Origin of the sequence: uncultured Algoriphagus sp., from assembly GCF_963974835.1 — a bacterium.
GTDB lineage: Bacteria > Bacteroidota > Bacteroidia > Cytophagales > Cyclobacteriaceae > Algoriphagus.
In genome coordinates, this window is sequence record NZ_CAXBET010000010.1 from 45,631 (window position 1) to 66,479 (window position 20,849).

Consider the following 20,849-nt stretch of genomic DNA (forward strand, 5'->3'; position numbering starts at 1 on the left):
TTATGAAAAATCAATTACTAAAAGCAATTACCCTGATCGCGGCTTTTTGCCTGAGTCATCAGGTGCTGGCGCAGGGTGTTTTAAGAGGTAGGGTTATCGATGCACAGAACCTATCTATGCCAGGTGCAAATGTTATTTTGAAGGGCACCACTATTGGTACAATAACCAATCAAACAGGAGATTTTTCCATTGTTGATCTTCCTGCAGGTTCTTATGAAGTAGAAGTTTCTTATCTGGGTTATGGTTCTTTGATCCATAATACTGAAGTAGAAAATGGACAGACTACCATTTTGAATTTCAAATTGAATGAAACAATGATAGAAAGTCTGGAATTTGTGGTGATGGGGGATCGATTAAAAGGGCAAGCCAAAGCACTTAATCAGCAGAAGAACAATGCGAATATTACAAACGTGGTTTCCTCTGATCAGATTGGTCGTTTTCCAGATGCCAATATTGGAGACGCGCTGAAAAGAATTCCCGGAATTACCATGCAAAACGATCAGGGTGAGGCTAGAAATATTATTATCCGAGGTCTTGCTCCTCAGCTTAATTCTGTGACCTTGAATGGGGAAAGATTGCCATCAGCAGAAGGGGACAACAGGAATGTACAGATGGATTTGATACCATCCGATATGATCCAGACTATCGAAGTGAATAAAGCTGTCCTTCCAAGTATGGACGCGGATGCAATTGGAGGATCCGTTAACCTAGTTACTCGTCAAGCGCCAAATTCACTTCGTATATCAGGGACTGCAGCATCTGGAGTCAATTTACTGTCTAATAAACCAATCTGGACAGGTGGCTTGATAATAGGCAACAGATTCTTTAATGATAAATTGGGAGCTATTTTTTCTGGTTCTTACAATAATCATCGATTTGGCTCAGACAATATTGAGGCTGTTTGGAAAGAATACGATAATGGAGTTGCATTGGAGGAGTTTGATATCAGAGAATATAAAGTGCAGCGTGTGCGTAGATCTGCTTCAGTTGCTTTCGATTATGAAATCAACGATAATCATACACTTTTCCTTTCTGGAATGTACAACCATCGGGATGACTGGGAAAATAGATTTAGAATGAGAGTTAGCCAGTTGGATGATTCATTTGATGAGGGAGATTTCACGGAAGTGAGTCCAGGAAACTACCTGACGAAAGGCCGTGTAGAATACGAGACCAAAGGCGGATTGGATGGTGATAGAAATAAAGCGGCTAGACTGGAGGATCAGCGTGTGTATAATACTACCCTTGGAGGTAGCCATTTATTCAACAAGTTGAAAATGGATTGGTCGGCAACATATGCAAAGGCTTCTGAAGAAAGACCATTTGAGCGCTATACCTCTTACAGATCATCCGGGCAAAATGTCACTGTAGATGTTTCAAATCCTGAGAAGCCATACGCATATCTAACTGATCCAGCTGATAATCTTGCTATTGGATTTAATAGCCTTTCAGAACAATATAGTTACACTTCTGACCGCGACCTAAATTCGAAATTGGATTTTAAACTCCCATATAGCCCTAAAGGTATTCTTCAGTTTGGTTTGAGGTACAGAGGAAAAAATAAGGAGCGGGAGAACAATTTTTATGAATATGAGCCTTTGGATGAAGAAGCGTTCGGGGAAACATTGGCTGATGTACCGAATAGCAATTATTCTGATCCCAATTTCTTGGCAGGTTCGCAATACCAAGTCGGCACATTCATGACTCCTGAGTATTTGGGTGGCTTGGATTTTAAGAACTCCGGTTTGTTTGAAGAGAGCGATATTCCTGAAGAATATGCGCCGGGAAATTACACAGCAAAAGAAACTATTGCAGGTGGGTACGTGATGACTGATCATCAGTTTACTGATAAGTTCTCGGCAATCGCAGGACTTAGATTGGAGCACACTTCCATAGACTACATGGGGAATATTTTTGATATAGACAATGAAGAGATTTCCTCTGCTGAAGGCGAGCAAAGTTATACCAACTTCATGCCTGGGGTACATTTGAAATACAATATGAATCCAAACTCTGTATTGAGGTTTGCATGGACTAATACAATTGCCAGACCAAATTATTTTGATTTGGTCCCTTACGCTGAGTTCAGTCCAGAAGACGAAGAACTTTCTCGCGGTAACCCTAATTTGAAGCCAGCCACTGCAATGAATTTCGATTTGATGGGAGAGCAGTATTTTGACAATGTTGGTTTGATCTCCTTGGGTGGTTTTTATAAGGATATTGATGATTTCGTATATACCATCACTTCTCAAGGTTACAGCGATCCTCAGTTTGGATCTGATCTTGAGTATTCCAGACCTGAAAATGGAGGAACGGCAAAAATCTATGGTCTTGAAGCTTCCATTCAGCGTCAGTTATGGAAAGGATTCGGAATTTACCTAAACTACACTTACACCAAGTCATCTACAACTGGTATTGAAGGCAGAGACAATGAAGATATAGAATTGCCAGGGACAGCTGACAATATGTTTAATGCTTCACTTTCCTATGAGTCAAAGCGAATAGTGATGCGCGTATCATTGAATTATGCTTCGGATTATTTGGATGAATTGGGTGGAGAAGGTTTTAAAGACCGCTACTATGATAAGCAGACTTTTTTGGATGTAAATGCATCCTATGCAATAACTCCAAAGTGGAGAGTATTCTTCGAAGGAAACAACCTGACCAACCAACCTTTGAGATACTATCAAGGCGTTAAATCAAGAACGATGCAGGCGGAATACTATAATGCGAGACTAAACTTTGGGTTGAAGTTTGATTTGTTCGAATAACATACTGAAAACAAAAAAGAGAAGGGCTGCCAAAATCATTTGGCAGCCCTTCTCTTTTATGTATTGCTCAAATTTTTATTAGCTAAGGAATAAGTAGTAAGCCAGGATAGTTGTCAATAACGAGATCGCAAAGCTTAAAGAAAGGATTTTCGGATAGTTTGTGATCCAATGTCTTTTTTTAGTGTGATTCTCTATTATTAACTGCCGATGTGGCCTAACGACCTCTTGAACCAAAGCCAGGCATCCCATAAAGTAAATTGAGAGTATTAAAATGAAACTTGCTGCGATTTCCATGGTATTCCAAATTGAAATTCAAATTTAGCAGCTATTCCTGCCTGATCTTTCTGGAAAGGGAAACTTAACAATTTGATAATGAGCAAAAAAAAAGCGACTTAGAAAGTCGCTTTTTTAGTTATGATTAAGAATTATCGATGAGCAATTGGATCGGCATTGCCATCAGGATCGCTAATAGCCGTGCCATTGCTTACTATATTTCCCCAGATCAATAATCCGCAAACATGTGGTGATGCCATGGATGTTCCGTTATAACTTGCATACCCTCCAGCGACAGTAGAGATTATTCCCACTCCAGGGGCAGCATAATCAACTGGCGGATTACCAAAATTGGAAAAGGATGCAAATTTGTCAGAGCTGTCTATGGCAGAAACTGTATAGATGTTTGCGCCGTTAGCTCTGGCTGGTGAATGGTTAGCGGCATTGTCAGACTCATTTCCAGCTGCTAAGGCTACTTTTATCCCTTTGTTACCAAGAGCCACAACAGCATCATCCAAAGCCCGTGAAACCGGACCTCCCAGACTCATGTTGGCAACATCTCCGGCGGCACCGTTTCCAGCGACAAAGTTTACACCAGCAATAACTCCAGAGTATGATCCCGAACCTCTTGAATCCAATACTTTTACAGGAATAACTTTGACACCTGCAGCGACTCCTACCACTCCGATTTCATTATCAATTGCCCCAATTGTTCCTGAGACGTGTGTGCCGTGACCATTTCCATCAGAAGAGAGATCAGCATCTTTTCCTTTATTGAATGCGTTGAATCCCAAATTCACATCCACATTTAAGTCTGGGTGTGAGGAATCTATTCCAGAGTCAATGATATATGCTTTTTTGCTCTGAGTATAAGTTTGACCTCCACCTACTCTCAAAATGCCATACGGTATTTGTTGGGTAGGTGTGCCGCCTCCATCGTTTCCTGGTCCTTTGCCTGGAGGAGGCCCAAGAGCGATCACCCTGTCTGGTTCTATGTTTTTAATGGAAGGATCTTTAGATAGACTTTCAAATTCCGTTTCAGTTAAGTCAACTGCAAACCCTTCAATAGAGCTACCATAAACGTAAGTCAGCTTATCAGGCTCAATTCTATATTTAGCCAATAGCTCAGAACCTGTTTTTCTCATAGCTGCCTGAGTGGCAGAATAATTCATGTCTTTTCTAAAATTAATCGCGGAGGGTAGTAAAGTAACAATGTACTTACCGGGAATGATGTCGCCAGTTTTATACTGCACGAATTCTAAAGCTCCTTCTGTAATAGGGGAACCAGTGTCTTGCTGACATGAGAAAGCAAATGTCCCACTAAAATACCTGCAAATAATACAGGCTTTTTCCATAGTTGTTTTTGATTCATAAAGCTAAGGGTGTGTTGATTGGATAAAACTTTAAATGTTAATGGTTAATAAATAGAATTTATAATGTCTGGAAAAAAAATTAGCAATCCAATATAACATTATACCATTAAGCAAAAAAAAGCCCCGATGTCTCGGGGCTTATTCCTATTTTTCAATAGGACTTTCTATCATTTTTCCGGTCCGGATTTTCTTTTCTAACGTATTCGCTAGCTCTATCCTGTCTACTTTGATTACTCTAGCTGAAGAAGGGATTCCTGTAATGTTCTCTATGGCGGTTCTTAGCATGATTTCATTTATATCACCTAATTCCACCAATACTTCAGTGTTTTCATTTACTTCAATATTCGGAGCGAATCCATTGCTGTATTCCGATTGATCGAGACTATTGAAACTTTGGGTGACAATAGGAAGCAAGCCATAATTGTTGTCTGGATTGTCTTCATCTTCTATGGCAATCGAACCCACATTTTTCCCATAAGTGGTGTCACCAATCAGGAAAACGTCCATGTAAGGTTTTAGTCCATTAATTATAAGTTCTGAAGCAGAAGCTGTTCCGGAAGAGGTAAGGACATATAGCCTGTTATCAGTTAAAATATTACCTAGATTTTCAGCCTTATTTAGAAATGCGGTAGTTACATTACTTAGTGCAGGTATCTCTGATGCCAGTAAATTATTGTATTTGGTTTTAGAGAAAATATCAGAACTAGTTACGCTCGGACCAATTAAACTAGCAAGGTTTACGGCAGAGGTTACATATCCACCTCCGTTGTATCTCAAGTCCAAAACTAAGCTACTGATGTTTTCAGCTTTCAGTTTGGCAAATACAGCGTCCATTTCTTTATCGTACTTTGTTGCGTCTGCTGTAGTACCTGGTGCGAAGAAGTTGTAGACTACGTATCCAATCTTCTGGTTATTTATCGTGTAAACTGTATCGAGAAAGTTCGGGTCTTCGGAGAATTGTACAGGAGTGATAGAGATATCATCCATCTGCGCGTACGAGTTGCTCTCTGGATTATATCTTAAAGGAGTAATTGTGTGAGTCTGCTCCGCTTGTTCAAGTAAATCTCTATAATTATCTACTGTAATTTTTGTACCGTTGATTGCGACTATAGCATCTCCACGCTTTAAATCTTTTGAAGAAGCAGGACCATTTTTCTTGATGTAGAGAACTTCAGCAAAAACAATGTCGGTATTACCATCTCTATATAGTTTAAACTCATAACCGGGATCCAAAGAAATTCCGCTCAACGAGTTAATCAATTCTTGATAGTCAGGATATATTACTGAGAAACGGTCAACGGGGACATATAATAACGATTTGAAATAATCACTTGGATCGGAAGTGGCTGCTATAGGAGTACCTAGATTAAGTCTCCAGTAATAAACTTCGTCCATGACATCATAGATCCAATTGTTGATGTCTTCTTCCAAAGTTGCATCAGGATCAAGTATTGGATCCTTGTCATCATCTTTATTACAGCTCCAAAGTAATCCGCTAAGGATCAAAAGGAGCAAGGCTCTTGAGAATAGGGTAGATTTCATATTTGGAAAGTTAGGATAATTACAAACGTTCATTTGCGGTTGATTAAGACGTTGAATATAAGCCTTGAGAGAAGCTAGAAATACCATTATCCTCAAGTCCAAAATTCCTCCTTCTTCAGGTAAAGGCTAGGATAGAGACATACCAGTATGAGTGTGAGTCTTTCGTAAATCAGATTGATTTCTTGATCCACACCAATTCTAAATACTAATAATGCCAATATGGCTATTTTGGGCAATTCTTAAAATGTAGAACCGTAAGACACGTCATGTGTCTGACTGTCTTGCAATTCTCCATTTTCACATTTTAACACACGGTATGGATACTTACGAAGTAAATCATAATTATGGGTTGCCATTAATATAGCAGTTCCTTTTTTATTTATTTCTTGAAACAGCTTAAAAATTCCATCAGCTACATCCGGATCCAAATTTCCGGTTGGTTCATCAGCCAAAAGGATAGAGGGCTCATTCAATAATGCACGTGCGATAACTACCCGCTGCTGCTCTCCGCCGGATAATTGATGTGGCATTTTGCTGGAGGCATTGTTCAGCCCTACTAAAAGTAGAACTTCGGCCATCCGTGAGTTTATTTTTGATTTATCAGTCCAGCCAGTAGCTCGCATGACGAATGCTAGATTTTCAGCTACTGAGCGATCGTTAAACAGTTGGAAATCCTGAAAAATAATCCCGATTTTTCTTCTAAGGAATGGGATTTCTTTGGTTTTGATTTTTTCCAGATTAAATCCTGCCACCTCAGCACTTCCACTTCTCAATTCTAAATCAGCGTAAAGTGTTTTCAATAAAGAACTTTTGCCGCTGCCTGTTCTTCCGATTAGGAACACAAATTCATGCTGCTCCACAGAAAAGTTTACATTGGTCAAAATCGGGTCAATCCCCTGAAAGATCGTCGCTTGGTTTACCTGAAGTACAGGCTGAGTACTGAAATCCATTCTTATAATTCTAATTTTTGCAATTTCCCAAAGGGAAGATCTTTGATTAACGATTCAAGTTCATCTTCCTTTCCTTCCAGACCGAATTTCTCTATTTTTTTCAGCGGACGGTCCGCCCTAAAATAAGCAACTAGTACAAAGTTTTCATCTCTGATCTGAATGTAATCAGGGATTTTTGCCTTTCCTTTTACTTTGATAATATACATATGGGAAATTAAAAAAGACCGACAATTGCCGGTCTTTGATTAGTTATTTTCCAGCTGCTTTGGCATGGTCTGCCAAAAATGTTGCCAAACCGGAATCTGTAAGTGGATGGTTTAACAAGCCGGTAATTACTTTCAATGGGCATGTTACTACATCTGCACCTACTTCAGCACACTTTAATAAGTGCATGGTGTGTCTTACCGATGCAGCAAGAACTTCTGTTTCGAAGCCATAGTTGCCATAGATATGCACGATTTGAGCGATAAGATCCATTCCGTCGAATGCGATATCATCCAATCTTCCGATAAATGGAGACACATAACTTGCTCCAGCCTTAGCAGCAAGAAGCGCTTGACCAGCTGAGAAAATTAAGGTACAGTTCGTACGGATTCCTTCGCTTTGAAAATATTTGAGTGCTTTCAAGCCATCCTTAACCATAGGAATCTTCACCACGATTTTGTCATCGATCTTAGCAAGCTCTTTTCCTTCTTTCACCATGCCATCGAAATCTGTGGAGATTACCTCAGCACTTACTTTATCATCTACAATATCACATATCGCTTTGTAGTGAGCTCTTACTTTTTCATCTCCGCTGATACCTTCTTTGGCCATCAAGGATGGGTTGGTAGTCACGCCGTCTAAAACTCCCAGGTCATAAGCTTCGCGAATGTCACCTAGATTTGCTGTGTCAATAAAGAATTTCATGTTTGAATTGTTTAATAGGTTTGAAAACAGCTTATATCAGGCTTTGTTGTCTTTATTTAAAATTAAAAACTATAGTAAAGCCATTTAATAGGATGATTTCAAATGGATTTGATTGTAGGAAACAAAGTTAGAAGATTAATCAAGATTTGGAACCTGATTGGAGTAGCCTATTTAAAAACATTAAGGAAATATATCTTCATTTCCAGACTGTAAATACCTAGGATTGTAGATAGTTAATTAAACTGGATAGCTGGCGACCAAGTATACTTCTTGCTCTTAGTTTTTTAAAAAATATTAAAAGTTAAAAAAAGAAGCGGCATCGCACCGCTCAACCACCTACCCTTGCTTCCTTCCGGACCTGGGGGATTCAGCAGGAGCTGGTCGTGCCGCCGGCGCAAAGGTAATGAGAAATTCATTTATTGCAATTTCCTTAAACAGGATTGCCTAATCAGCCGCTTTTAGCGCTGACTGTGAGGGGGATTAATTTCAAATTACAAATTTGAGATTTGAAATTACCGCGTTTTTGCGAGATGCATCTGGAATTCAAGGACGTTACAGTGGATAAATTCATCTTCCGCCAAGTCATCAAAAATCTCTTCATCAAACTCCATTTCAGTTTTTTCGATTTTCCCATCCGGATGTACAATCAACTCAATCCCTGTGAACGTCTCCGGTTCTACCTGTACCAAAACCTGGTAATCGTCAAAAACTCGCTTGAAATACTGTGGAAATGCTTTTGCCATAATTTTTTTCACAAAAGTAGCCAATCATTTTAAGCCTTAATTGCCGGAATAATAAGAGGTGGTGTAAACTTGATAGTATTCATCAGATGGACTTTGGGTTTCCTTCACTCTATCAAATACATAGAATGCTTGTAAGAGGAAGTCCTTGTCTCCAAAGGTCTTTGCGGAGCCAATCCCTTGATTCTGTACATTGAAAAGTACGCCATATGGGCCGATTATTTCATAGCCGTTGGCATTACGTTTTCTTTTTAATTTAATTGTCTCGCCGTCACTAAATTCAAATCGAGCAGTGCCAAAAAAGTAACTTCCTTTCCCCCTAGCCATTTCTTCATTAGATTGCTTGTCAACGATTCTTGCGTTATGGAGGCTTTGCTTGTCCTTATTATAAAAAAACCGAATGTCGGAAGATTCACTTTCTAGGTCTGCAAACCTAAATCCTTGATCAATATTTAGCCTTGTTTGTGAGCCCGAATCATCACCGTACTTTATTTGAAGAGCTGGTGTATTCCAGGCGGAATTACTTTGGGAATAGGCACTTGAGGTAACCAGAAGTGCTGCAATTGCGAATAAAAATCTCATAGCGTTATTTTTTTAGCCTAACTGTTTTCACGATTGTGACATAAGTAAGTTTTAAAAGATTGGGTATAAGAACTTGATTTTTTTGAAAAAAAACAAAAAGATGCTTTGTACTTAACAATCCCTTTATAAATTTGCTCTCATTCTTATGAAAACAAACGCAATTAAATTCTGGTGGTGGCATTCTTACTCTTTCCAAAAGGAAGTTTAGAAGCCCCTGCATTTTATTTTGCGTTACGATATAGTATCAAAGGCTTACTGGATTTCCGGTAAGCCTTTTTTCATTAATAAATTAGCTACGAATGACTCAAGTTAAATTCCCCATATTATCCACCTATCGAAAAAGACTGGCTGATACTATTACTCCTGTGAGTATTTATTTGCAAATCAGAGACAGATTTGCAAACCCAATTCTATTGGAGAGTTCAGACTACCATGGGCAGGAAAACAGCTATTCCTATATTTGTTTTAATCCGCTGGCAACGTTCACTTTCAATGCTGGGAAGGTGGAGGAATCCCTTCCTTCGGGCAAAAAAGAGGTCTATGAAGTGAGTTCCGACCAAAAGCTGATGAAGCGTTTACGTGCTTTCGGAAATAAATTTGATGTAGCACCCGACAATTTTAAATTTAGCTCAAATGGACTTTTTGGCTATATCCAATACGATACGGTAGCTTATTTTGAGGATATCAACCTGAATAATACTACACCAAATGATGTTCCGATGATGCAGTATTCAGTTTATCAGAATGTCATTGTGGTAGATCATTATAAAAACGAACTGCACATTCTGGAGCATCGGGTAGCGGGTGCGGATAATTCTGAAATGATGGATGAGATTGAACGCATCCTGGACAATAAAAATATCCCATCCTATTCATTTAAGCGGGTAGGAGAGGAGGAATCTAATTACACTGATGAAGAATTTCTGAGAATTCTGAATCAGGGACGCGAGCATTGCTTCAAAGGGGATGTATTTCAGATTGTCCTTTCCCGTCGGTTCAGTACTGCTTTCAAAGGAGATGAGTTTAATGTGTACCGAGCACTGCGCTCTGTCAACCCTTCCCCATATTTGTTTTATTTCGACTATGGTTCTTTCAAGGTTTTTGGAAGTTCACCAGAAGCTCAGATAGTAGTTAAAGATAAAAAAGCAACAATTTATCCTATAGCGGGTACATTCAGGAGAACAGGAAATGATCAAGAGGATGCTGCTCTGGCGCGAAAGCTATACGATGATCCCAAGGAGAATTCAGAGCATGTGATGTTGGTAGATTTGGCTAGGAATGATCTCAGCCGATCTTCCGAGAAAGTAACAGTCGATGTTTTCAAAGAGATTCAATATTATTCCCATGTCATTCACCTTGTTTCTAAGGTCACGGGGGAATTACCTGAAAACACCAATCCACTCCAATTAGTGGCAGACACTTTTCCAGCAGGGACCCTTTCAGGCGCACCGAAATATCGTGCTATGGAGCTTATCGATGACTTGGAAAATGTATCCAGACAGTTTTATGGTGGAGCGATAGGCTACTTGGGATTCAACGGAGACTTTAATCATGCTATCTTGATCCGGTCTTTTGTTTCAGAAAATAACCAGCTCAGATTTCAAGCCGGGGCAGGTGTTGTAGCCAAATCAACCATTCCATCCGAACTACAGGAAGTCGCGAATAAATTGGAAGCGCTAAGAGTTGCACTTCGTACAGCTGAAAGGATTTAAATCTTCAAATTTTTCAACATTCACATATTCTGAGCAATTAAAATGAAAATTCTTGTACTCGATAATTACGATTCATTCACTTACAACCTTGTCTATATTGTCCGTCAACTTGGTTATGGATCAGGTATGGATGTTTTCAGAAATGATAAAATCAGTTTGGAAGATGTAGAGAAGTATGATAAAATCATTCTTTCTCCTGGTCCAGGTGTCCCAGAAGATGCCGGCATCATGCCTGAGTTGTTAAAAAGATATGGATCGAGAAAATCCATCTTGGGAGTTTGTCTTGGGCATCAAGCAATAGGAGAAGCCTTCGGCGGTGATTTAATCAATCTTTCAGAAGTCCTTCACGGTGTGGCTTCAAACGTAAAAGTAGAAGACGATTTGCTTTTCAAAAACGTTCCCGATACTTTTAGTATTGGTAGGTACCACTCCTGGGTTATCAACGAGAACACCCTTTCCCCGGATTTAGAGGTCATCGCCCGAACGCCTGATAATCAGATCATGGCAGTTCGGCATAAGAAATTTGATATCCGAGGAGTACAGTTTCATCCAGAAAGTATTCTCACCGAAAACGGTGTGCAGATAATCAAAAATTGGATGGAAAGTTAAGAAGCTAAATCACCACACAACATTCATAAACTATGAAAGAAATATTAAATCATCTCATAGAGCATCGGACACTCACCCGGGCGGATGCTAAGGAGGTTCTGAAAAATATTACTGCGGGAAACTACAATACAAGTCAGATTGCGGCATTTATGACGGTATATCTGATGAGAAGTATTACTGTGGATGAACTTTCCGGTTTCAGGGAGGCAATGCTGGAGAGATGCATTCCAGTAGAGATATCTGAATACGACGCTATGGATCTCTGTGGTACAGGTGGGGACGGTAAAGATACCTTCAATATATCGACTTTGTCATCTTTCGTAGTTGCTGCAGCAGGTCAGAATGTTGCCAAGCACGGAAACAATGGAGTTTCCTCTATTTGCGGATCGTCTAATCTGTTGGCTTATTTTGGCTATCAGTTTACTAGCGATATGGATCAAATCAAAAGAAGTTTGGATGAGGTGGGTATTTGTTTCCTCCACGCACCACTTTTTCACCCGGCTATGAAACATGTAGGACCAATCAGGAAGGATCTCGGCGTAAAGACTTTCTTCAATATGCTTGGCCCTATGGTAAATCCAAGTTTTCCAAACAAGCAATTGGTTGGAGTGTTTAATCTTGAGTTGGCTAGACTTTATGGGTACTTGTACCAGGATATGGAAGGGCGATTCTCAATTCTTCACGCCTTGGATGGATATGATGAGATATCTCTTACAGGAGATTTTAAAATGATATCAAATGAAGGGGAAAAAGTCTATAGCCCAGCGGCAATAGGATTACCAAAATTGAAAGCGGAATCAATTAAAGGAGGTGAATCCATTCAGGAATCTGCTAAAATATTTGAAAATATCCTGAAGGGAAAAGGGACAGAAAGCCAGAATTCAGTCGTGATTGCGAATTCTGCTGCGGCACTTGTCACGGCACGTGAAGGACTATCCTTTTCAGAAGCAGTGAACATTGCAGAAGAAGCTCTTTTGAGTCAAAAAGCTCTTCATGTATTTAACGGACTGGTAAATCCAAAAACAACAGTCTCATTAGCTTAATATCATATGAATATATTAGATAAAATCATCGCACAAAAGCATCTGGAAGTGGCAGAGAAAAGCAGCTTAGTTCCAGTTAAACTTTTAGAGCAAAGCATTTACTTTGATAGTAATGTGGTGTCGATGAAGAAGTACCTCACAAATCCTGACAAGTCTGGAATCATCTCTGAATTCAAAAGAAAATCTCCTTCGAAAGGGTTGATTAATGGTTCTGCTTCAGTGGAAAGTGTAAGCATTGGCTATATGCAGGCTGGTGCCTCGGCTCTGTCCATATTGACTGACAAAGATTTCTTTGGAGGCTCCAATGACGATTTAATAGCTGCCCGCAAATTCAATTATTGCCCAATATTACGGAAGGATTTTGTGGTAGATGAATATCAGATCCTAGAAGCAAAGTCAATTGGTGCTGATTGCATTTTGCTAATCGCAGCTGCTTTAGATTCAGCAAGATTGACGGAATTGGCTGCTTTTGCTAAAAGTCTTGGACTGGAAGTTCTTATGGAAGTACATAATGGCGAAGAATTGGAGCGCAGTCTTTGTGATGATTTGGATTTGGTGGGTGTTAATAACCGTAATCTGAAGACCTTTGATGTATCGCTTGATATTTCTCTGGAGCTGGTAGATCGTATTCCATCATCTTTCTTGAAAATATCTGAATCAGGGATCTCCAAACCAGAGACTTTGGTGAGCTTGAAAAAAGCCGGATTTGATGGGTTTTTGATAGGTGAAAATTTTATGAAGTCCAGCCGTCCCGAGCAGGCAGCTTACAATTTTATCAAGGAATACAAGAAACTATCGGCTAAAGAACCAGCCGTAAGCATCTGATGAAATCTAGTTTGGCTCAAAGAATCTCAAACTGCGATAAGTATTTCACATGCGGGATTTTATAAGGATAATTAATCAAAATATAATCTTATGAAAATCAAGGTCTGTGGGATGCGGAATATAGATAATATCCAAAATCTAATTCAGGAAGTTAACCCTGATTGGATGGGATTGATATTTTATTCCAAATCATCAAGGTATGTTTTGGAAGATTCTGCAGAATCAATTCAAAAGGCAAATGTCCCCAAAGTAGGAGTGTTTGTAAATGAATCGATTGAGTTGGTCCTTAAAAAGGTTGAGGAATTCAATCTTTCGGCTATTCAATTACATGGAGAGGAAAGTGCAGAATATGTGCGTGAACTTAAATGGATAAGCGACAAGAAAATTTGGAAAGTCATTTCAGTGCGAGAAACCGTTGATTGGGATACATTGAAAGATTACTTAGGGTTGATAGAATACTTTCTATTTGATACTGCAACAGCCCAGCACGGTGGTTCGGGAAAGAGGTTCAATTGGCGGGTTTTGGAAGAATATCCTTTTGAAGAAGGGTTTATTTTAAGTGGAGGACTTGATGAAGGTAGTGCTTCGGAGATATTAGAACTGGCGGAAAAAATGCCGCAATTAATAGGAGTGGACCTTAATTCCAAATTTGAAGATGCTCCAGGCGTAAAGAATATAGAGAAGCTGAAAAGTTTTAAAAGAAAATTAGACCATAGTAATTAGCCCACGGGCTAGTAGTTACTATCAACTATAGAAATATGATCAAAGTAGATGAAAAGGGTTTTTACGGCAAGTTTGGCGGAGCTTATATTCCCGAAATGCTTCACCCAAATGTCGAAGAACTGAAAGAGAACTATGAGGCTATTATGGCTTCCCAGGAATTTCAGGATGAATTCAGAGGATTATTGAAGGACTATGTAGGCCGACCAACTCCTTTATATTTCGCTTCCAGACTTTCAGAAAAATATGGTGCGAAGATTTATCTCAAGCGGGAAGACCTTTGCCATACTGGAGCGCATAAAGTCAACAACACTATAGGTCAGATCATCTTAGCAAAGAAGCTTGGGAAAAAGCGAATCATCGCTGAGACTGGAGCTGGTCAGCATGGTGTAGCTACTGCGACAGTTTGCGCATTGATGGGCATGGAATGTACTGTATATATGGGTGAAGTTGATATTGCCCGTCAGCATCCTAATGTAGAACGGATGAAGATTTTGGGAGCGACAGTAGTTCCTGCAACTTCTGGCTCGAAGACCCTCAAAGATGCAACCAATGAAGCCATGCGTGCTTGGATCAATAATCCTGTGGATACGCATTACATCATCGGTTCGGTCGTGGGTCCACATCCTTACCCTGAGATGGTAGCGAGATTTCAGTCTGTGATTTCAGAGGAGATAAAATGGCAACTTAAGGAGAAGGAAGGCAGAGAAAATCCGGACATCGTGATCGCCTGTGTGGGTGGAGGATCCAATGCCGCAGGTGCTTTTTATCACTATTATAACACTCCTGAAGTTCGCTTAGTGGCTGCTGAGGCTGCTGGCTTGGGAATTTCTTCAGGAAAATCTGCCGCTACCACTGCCTTGGGAACTCCCGGCGTTTTGCATGGATCGAAAACTATCTTAATGCAGACAGAAGACGGACAAGTTGTGGAACCTCATTCTATTTCTGCGGGATTGGATTATCCGGGAATAGGACCTGTTCACGCCCATCTGTTCGACGTGGGCAGGGGAGAGTTTGTAGCTGTGGAAGACAAGGATGCTATGGCAGCTGGAATTGAATTGAGCAAGTTGGAAGGTATAATCCCAGCGATAGAATCAGCTCATGCGCTACATGCCTTGAATATGATAGAATATTCTTCAAGCGATGTGATTGTAGTCAACCTTTCTGGAAGAGGTGATAAGGATTTGGATACATATATTAAATGGGGTCAGTATTGATTTAGCATATATGATATCGGATTTACGAGGGCATTTTGAACTTCAATTGTCATCGTAGAATTCATACTTTTCCTAAAAAATAATGGTGAATGAAGAATGTTGAAGGCTGAATAATGAAGTGACCGAAACTTGAGACTAAACGTTCACTATTAACCTTAAAAGGGGTTAACCACAATTAGTCATGGGTGCAACCCATGAGAAAGAAATTTTATAATTGAATACCAACCCTGAAAGGGTTGAACTAAAATAGTTGATGCTGGAATGGGGAAAAGTCTCAATTTTTAAAGAGGCGCTCGTAAATCCAATATCCTAAATCGTAAATGCAAATGAACCGAATACATAAACTCTTTGAAACCAAAAAGGAGCGCGTCCTCTCGATCTATTTCACGGCGGGTTTTCCGGCATTGGAAGATACGATGCCGATCATGGAGGCTGCTCAGGCTGGAGGAGCTAATATTATCGAGATTGGTATACCTTATTCTGATCCTGTAGCTGATGGGCCAACAATTCAGGATAGCAATATGATTGCTTTGGAAAACGGCATTTCTCTTAAAAAGATCTTTGATCAGTTGAAAGGCTTTCGTGACAAAATCCATATTCCAGTGGTAATGATGGGCTATCTCAACCCAATTATGCAGTGCGGAATGGAGGCTTTTTGCCAAAAGTGCAAAGAAGTCGGAGTGGATGGTTTGATTTTGCCTGACCTTCCTATGCAGCAATATTTGGATGATTATAAGGAGCTGTTTGAGCAGTATGGCTTGGTCAATACCTTCCTTATTTCACCTCAAACCAGCGAAAAGCGGATTAAAGAGATAGACGAAAATACCTCTGGCTTTATCTACATGGTTTCCTCACATAGCATCACAGGTGCGAAGGCTGGAATCACCGAGGAGCAGATTGCATATTTCGAGCGGGTAAAAGCTATGAATCTTAAGAATCCTAGATTAATTGGATTTGGGATTTCAGATTCGGAAACATTTAGCACCGCTTCCAATTATAGTAATGGAGCTATTATAGGTTCAGCTTTCATCAAGACAATAAAAGATTCGAAAAATCTGAGTGAAGACATTCAAAGTTACCTTTCAAAAGTTATAGGTAAATAAGTCAACGGTCAACCGACCACAGACGACTGCTTGTTCTAAGATCGTTGAAATTTCCTTTCATGGCAGTGGACTATGGACTGTCAACGGTGGACATTTTGATTCATCGAAAATTCTTAATTAATAACAAATAATGATCATTCAGCTACAACCCGATATTTCCGATAGCCAAAAAGATAAATTGATCAATGAGGTCAATGGAATTGGCTATAAGACCACTGAGGTCAAAACACAATTAGGAGACTACCTAATCGGTATTGGTAAAAAGGAATTCGATATCCGTAAAATCGGCCAGATGGACGGAATCATCGACATTCATATCGTCTCGGACGAGTATAAGTTGGTGTCCAAAAAGTGGAAAGCTAAGCCAACTTCTGTTGATTTGGGTGATGGTGTATTCATCAAAGAAGGGGAAATGGCGGTGATCACTGGGCCTTGCTCTATCGAAACGGAAGAGCAAATCCGAGCCGTAGTGGCTCACTGTGTGGAAAATGACATTAAGATGATGCGTGGCGGGGTCTTCAAACCTAGAAGTAGCCCTTATGCTTTCCGTGGTTTGGGATTGGAAGGATTGAAGTTATGGCATCAAATCGCAAGTGAAGCAGGGATAAAGATTGTCACCGAAGTGATGCAGACTTCCCAGATCGAAGAAATGTACCCCTATGTAGATGTATATCAGGTTGGCGCTAGAAATTCCCAGAATTTCAACCTTCTCGATGAACTTGGGAAAGTAGATAAAGCAGTGATGATCAAGCGTGGTATTTCAGGTACGATAGAAGAGCTTTTACAATCTGCCGAGTATGTTTTTTCCGGTGGAAATGAGAAATTGATTCTATGTGAAAGAGGGATCAGAACCTATGAAAGAGCTTCAAGAAATACACTTGATTTGAATGCGATTCCGATTTTAAAGGCTAAATCACACTTACCTGTAATTGTGGACCCTTCACATGGAATAGGGATTCGTGCCTATGTGCCTCAGATGGCATTGGCGGGAGTAATGTCTGGAGCAGACGGAATAATTTATGAATCTCATGAAGTTCCTGAGAAAGCTTACTCAGATGGACAGCAGACCTTGGATTTTGCTCAAAGCGCGAGACTTGCAAGCTGGATCAGGGAAAGTTTCGCAATGCGAAAAGGATTTGATTTATTGTAAAGAACTTGAAAAGCCAGTGGAGACACTGGCTTTCTTATTAAGTGCTTGTAAGTACTTTTAAATCTCAAATTATTTCTTTGGAATTCCTCATTTATCAATAATTCCATACCTTTGCAGTCCGTTCGAGTGGATGGAGTGTGTTTTGCTTGCTTAACGCATTGATTTACAACTAAAAACGATAGTTCGCTGACCCGAGGACTATTGCTATTCAGGGTTTTTACATTATGTCTAAACAAGAAGATTTTAACTGGGACAACTTCGAAACCAAAGGTTTTGGTGAAGGTTATTCTAAAGAACAGCGTGAGCAAATGGCTGCAATGTACGAAGGTACATTAGGCGAGATCACTGAGAAAGAAGTAATCAAAGGCACTGTAGTAGGTGTTAATGATAAGGATGTAATCATCAACATCGGTTTCAAATCTGATGGATTGGTTCCTCTTTCTGAATTCCGTGATCTTGATGGCATCAAGCCAGGTGATACTGTAGAGGTATTCATCGAAGAGCAGGAAAATGCGCTTGGTCAGTTGATCCTTTCCCGTAAGAAGGCTAAGATCGTACGTGCATGGCAAGACATCGAAGATGCGCTTGAGCATGACAACGTGATCGAAGGTTTGGTGAAAAGAAGAACTAAAGGTGGTTTGATCGTAGATATCTACGGTGTAGAAGCATTCTTGCCAGGTTCTCAGATCGACGTGAAGCCTATCAGAGATTTCGATATCTATGTAGGTAAGAAAATGGAAGTAAAAGTGGTGAAAATCAACCACGCAAACGATAACGTAGTAGTATCTCACAAAGTGTTGATCGAGAAAGATCTTGAGAAGCAAAAAGCTGAGATCCTAAACAACCTTGAGAAAGGTCAAGTATTGGAAGGTGTGATCAAAAACATGACCAACTTCGGTGTATTCATCGATCTAGGTGGTGTAGATGGTCTTCTTCACATTACAGATATCTCTTGGGGACGTATCAATCATCCAGAAGAAGTATTGCAACTTGATCAGAAAGTTCAGATTGTGGTTCTTGACTTTGATGATGATAAGAAGAGAATTTCTTTGGGTATGAAGCAGCTTACTGCTCATCCTTGGGATTCTTTGGCGTCTAGCCTTGAAATCGGATCTAGAGTTAAGGGTAAGATCGTAAACGTAGCTGACTACGGTGCGTTCCTTGAGCTTGCTCCAGGTGTTGAAGGTTTGATCCACGTGTCTGAAATGAGCTGGTCTCAGCATTTGAGAAATCCTGCTGACTTTGTGAAAGTTGGTGACGAAATCGAAGCTGTAGTATTGACTCTTGATAAAGACGACAGAAAAATGTCTCTTGGTATCAAGCAATTGACTGAAGATCCATGGACTAAGAATGACATGGGTACTAAGTACGCTGTAGGTTCTAAGCATACAGGTGTTGTAAGAAACTTGACTAACTTCGGCCTATTCCTTGAGTTGGAAGAAGGTATCGACGGTTTGGTTCACGTATCTGACCTTTCTTGGACTAAGAAAATCAAGCATCCATCTGAGTTTGTGAAAGTAGGAGACGAGCTAGCAGTAGCTGTTCTTGAGCTTGACGTAGACAACAGAAGACTTGCTCTTGGTCACAAGCAATTGGAAGAAAATCCATGGGATACTTTCGAATCTGTATTCCCTATCGGATCTGAGCATAAGTGTACTGTAGTTTCTAAGAATGACAAAGGTGCAGTTCTTGAATTGCCTTACGGTCTTGAAGGATTCGCTACAGTGAAGAACTTGGAAAAAGAAGACGGATCTCAAGTAGAGGTTGGTGAGTCTTTGGATTTCAAAGTAACTGAATTCTCTAAAGATGATAAGAGAATCGTTCTTTCTCACACAGCAATGTTCAGAGAAGAAGCTAAGCCAGCTAAGAAAGAAGCTAAGAAGAAATCTGATTCAGGTTCTGCTTCTACTTCAACTTCAGCTCCAGCTGAGAAGTCAACTCTTGGTGACTTGGATGCTTTGACTCAATTGAAAGAGCAAATGGAAGGCAAAAAATAATTTCAGATTTAAAATTTGAAATTTCATATTGGAAACGCCGGCTGAAAAGTCGGCGTTTTTTTTATGCCTTTGGAAATAAATTGATTTGATAGGTAGCGTTTTAGAAATCTCGCACGTCATCTAACCAAATAAACAAATGATAATGAGACACTTTTGGATTGGGATTATTTGCCTTATCGCTTTTTCATCCTGCGAAAAAGACGAGTTTCTTCCTTTTGAGCTAACTGCTGAAGGAATTGTAGGTGAGTGGGAACTCTATCAATTTCAGGGAAATACAGGTGCTGATGATTATAGAACTCCTTATGAACCTTCAGGGATAACCATCACTTTTCTTGCCAATGGGAAGCTTAAGTCAGAAAAGTTTTTTGGCTGTACAGATGGAGAATACCAAGTTGCTGATCGAAACCTCACTGTATTTTTAGATTGTGAAGGTGAAGTTTCGGAGAAAAGCTATTTTTTAAAAAGGGAAAATGCAGATTTAGTAATGCATCCAAAAGCTCCTTATATGTGCATAGAAGGTTGTTCTTTAATTTTTAAGAAGATTAATTGATAAATAGAACCAATAATTCATTTTAATAACCATGAAAAAGTATACTTTCCTTTCCTTGTTCTTGCTGATTAGTACTGCGGTTTTTGCCCAGTCAGGTTTTGAAGTAAAAGCGTATTTTGGTGTTTCCGGGGCTTTGGCAAATAGGAAGGTTGATTTGGAGGGAGCTAGTTCTGTGGAAATCCAAAACTTTAAAGAGGTAGGGATTTTACTTTCTAGAAATCTTGGTGAGAAGTTTTCGTTGACTGGTGGCTTGAATTATTCTTTTGCAAGCGTCGAATTTAGAATTCCTCAATGCCCTGATTGCTATCCCGAACAAACATTATATGCCCATAATCCAGATTTCCAGATGCTTTCTATTCCTATCTATGCGGAGTATGCATTGGGGAAATATTTTTATGCCGCTGCTGGACCACTAGTTGATTTTCAACTATCTGAAGGGAATAATTTCTCAGACCAAAGCGGGTTTGGGTATTTGGTTGGACTTGGAGCAAAGTTAAATACGGACAAACTTTCCTTTTCTGTTTTTCCAAATTACAAAAGGCATAGCGCCATTCCTTTCGATAATTCTCCTAAGTACAAACATGTGTTGCAGGAGATGGGAATTCAGCTGGGGGTTGGATATTCCTTTTAAGTTTATCAACTCTAGAAGGAATGGTAAAGCAAAAAGCATCCGCCTTGGCGGATGCTTTTTTGTTGAGGTCGAGAGCGGATTCGAACCGCTGTAGAAGGTTTTGCAGACCTCTGCCTAGCCACTCGGCCACTCGACCAATCAGAATTGGAATG

At 39.9% G+C, this 20,849-nt stretch carries 19 protein-coding genes, 1 tRNA gene and 1 other RNA gene; 12 read left to right on the top strand and 9 right to left on the bottom strand.

What is annotated here, in order from left to right:
• The first annotated feature begins 2 nt into the window (after positions 1-2).
• On the top strand, positions 3-2,771 hold the full coding sequence (locus AACZ73_RS17275; RefSeq protein WP_339879787.1) for a TonB-dependent receptor: 2,769 nt from the start codon (positions 3-5) through the stop codon (positions 2,769-2,771).
• Positions 2,772-3,196: 425 nt separating this feature from the next.
• On the opposite strand, the gene AACZ73_RS17280 is transcribed toward AACZ73_RS17275, so the two are convergent.
• The 8 genes from AACZ73_RS17280 to AACZ73_RS17315 all read right to left on the bottom strand — a co-directional run bounded on the left by AACZ73_RS17280 (position 3,197) and on the right by AACZ73_RS17315 (position 9,140).
• Positions 3,197-4,399 carry a S8 family serine peptidase gene (locus AACZ73_RS17280; RefSeq protein WP_339879789.1) on the bottom strand — a complete coding sequence of 401 codons (1,203 nt, stop codon included), beginning with the start codon at positions 4,397-4,399 and terminating at the stop codon, positions 3,197-3,199.
• Positions 4,400-4,561: 162 nt separating this feature from the next.
• Positions 4,562-5,959, bottom strand: a complete 1,398-nt coding sequence (locus tag AACZ73_RS17285) for a S41 family peptidase (protein WP_339879790.1) — start codon at positions 5,957-5,959, stop codon at positions 4,562-4,564.
• 239 nt (positions 5,960-6,198) lie between these two features.
• Positions 6,199-6,909 carry an ATP-binding cassette domain-containing protein gene (locus tag AACZ73_RS17290; RefSeq protein WP_339879792.1) on the bottom strand — a complete coding sequence of 237 codons (711 nt, stop codon included), beginning with the start codon at positions 6,907-6,909 and terminating at the stop codon, positions 6,199-6,201.
• 2 nt (positions 6,910-6,911) lie between these two features.
• Positions 6,912-7,115: a fructose-6-phosphate aldolase gene (locus AACZ73_RS17295; protein ID WP_339879793.1), complete on the bottom strand. Its 204-nt coding sequence runs from the start codon at positions 7,113-7,115 to the stop codon at positions 6,912-6,914.
• A 43-nt stretch (positions 7,116-7,158) separates the two neighbouring features.
• Positions 7,159-7,818: a fructose-6-phosphate aldolase gene (gene fsa / locus AACZ73_RS17300; protein ID WP_339879794.1), complete on the bottom strand. Its 660-nt coding sequence runs from the start codon at positions 7,816-7,818 to the stop codon at positions 7,159-7,161.
• A gap of 304 nt (positions 7,819-8,122) precedes the next feature.
• Positions 8,123-8,213: signal recognition particle sRNA small type (gene ffs / locus AACZ73_RS17305), an RNA gene on the bottom strand.
• Positions 8,214-8,330: 117 nt separating this feature from the next.
• Positions 8,331-8,561, bottom strand: a complete 231-nt coding sequence (locus tag AACZ73_RS17310; protein ID WP_339879796.1) for a hypothetical protein — start codon at positions 8,559-8,561, stop codon at positions 8,331-8,333.
• Positions 8,562-8,597: 36 nt separating this feature from the next.
• Positions 8,598-9,140 carry a hypothetical protein gene (locus tag AACZ73_RS17315; RefSeq protein WP_339879798.1) on the bottom strand — a complete coding sequence of 181 codons (543 nt, stop codon included), beginning with the start codon at positions 9,138-9,140 and terminating at the stop codon, positions 8,598-8,600.
• Positions 9,141-9,439: 299 nt separating this feature from the next.
• On the opposite strand from AACZ73_RS17315, the gene AACZ73_RS17320 reads away from it, so the two are divergent.
• The 11 genes from AACZ73_RS17320 (at position 9,440) to AACZ73_RS17370 (ending at position 20,697) form a co-directional block, all read left to right on the top strand.
• Positions 9,440-10,852, top strand: a complete 1,413-nt coding sequence (locus AACZ73_RS17320; protein WP_339879799.1) for an anthranilate synthase component I family protein — start codon at positions 9,440-9,442, stop codon at positions 10,850-10,852.
• A 42-nt stretch (positions 10,853-10,894) separates the two neighbouring features.
• Complete coding sequence (locus tag AACZ73_RS17325) at positions 10,895-11,461, top strand: aminodeoxychorismate/anthranilate synthase component II (RefSeq protein ID WP_339879800.1); 567 nt, start codon at positions 10,895-10,897, stop codon at positions 11,459-11,461.
• A gap of 32 nt (positions 11,462-11,493) precedes the next feature.
• Entirely contained in the window at positions 11,494-12,504 is a 1,011-nt protein-coding gene (gene trpD / locus AACZ73_RS17330) for an anthranilate phosphoribosyltransferase (protein WP_339879801.1), read from the top strand.
• A 6-nt stretch (positions 12,505-12,510) separates the two neighbouring features.
• Complete coding sequence (gene trpC / locus AACZ73_RS17335) at positions 12,511-13,329, top strand: indole-3-glycerol phosphate synthase TrpC (RefSeq protein ID WP_339879802.1); 819 nt, start codon at positions 12,511-12,513, stop codon at positions 13,327-13,329.
• A 90-nt stretch (positions 13,330-13,419) separates the two neighbouring features.
• Positions 13,420-14,052 carry a phosphoribosylanthranilate isomerase gene (locus AACZ73_RS17340; RefSeq protein WP_339879804.1) on the top strand — a complete coding sequence of 211 codons (633 nt, stop codon included), beginning with the start codon at positions 13,420-13,422 and terminating at the stop codon, positions 14,050-14,052.
• Between the two features lie 35 nt (positions 14,053-14,087).
• Positions 14,088-15,266 (top strand): tryptophan synthase subunit beta, encoded by a 1,179-nt coding sequence (gene trpB, locus AACZ73_RS17345; RefSeq protein WP_339879805.1) that lies wholly within the window; start codon positions 14,088-14,090, stop codon positions 15,264-15,266.
• Positions 15,267-15,592: 326 nt separating this feature from the next.
• Complete coding sequence (gene trpA / locus AACZ73_RS17350) at positions 15,593-16,369, top strand: tryptophan synthase subunit alpha (protein ID WP_339879807.1); 777 nt, start codon at positions 15,593-15,595, stop codon at positions 16,367-16,369.
• 130 nt (positions 16,370-16,499) lie between these two features.
• Complete coding sequence (locus AACZ73_RS17355) at positions 16,500-17,519, top strand: bifunctional 3-deoxy-7-phosphoheptulonate synthase/chorismate mutase (RefSeq protein ID WP_339879809.1); 1,020 nt, start codon at positions 16,500-16,502, stop codon at positions 17,517-17,519.
• Between the two features lie 224 nt (positions 17,520-17,743).
• Positions 17,744-19,516 (top strand): 30S ribosomal protein S1, encoded by a 1,773-nt coding sequence (gene rpsA / locus AACZ73_RS17360; RefSeq protein ID WP_339879811.1) that lies wholly within the window; start codon positions 17,744-17,746, stop codon positions 19,514-19,516.
• A 142-nt stretch (positions 19,517-19,658) separates the two neighbouring features.
• On the top strand, positions 19,659-20,066 hold the full coding sequence (locus AACZ73_RS17365) for a hypothetical protein (RefSeq protein ID WP_339879813.1): 408 nt from the start codon (positions 19,659-19,661) through the stop codon (positions 20,064-20,066).
• Positions 20,067-20,097: 31 nt separating this feature from the next.
• Positions 20,098-20,697 carry an outer membrane beta-barrel protein gene (locus AACZ73_RS17370; RefSeq protein ID WP_339879814.1) on the top strand — a complete coding sequence of 200 codons (600 nt, stop codon included), beginning with the start codon at positions 20,098-20,100 and terminating at the stop codon, positions 20,695-20,697.
• 65 nt (positions 20,698-20,762) lie between these two features.
• Here AACZ73_RS17370 and AACZ73_RS17375 read toward each other — a convergent pair.
• Positions 20,763-20,833 (bottom strand) — tRNA-Cys (locus AACZ73_RS17375).
• Between the last annotated feature and the right edge of the window lie 16 nt (positions 20,834-20,849).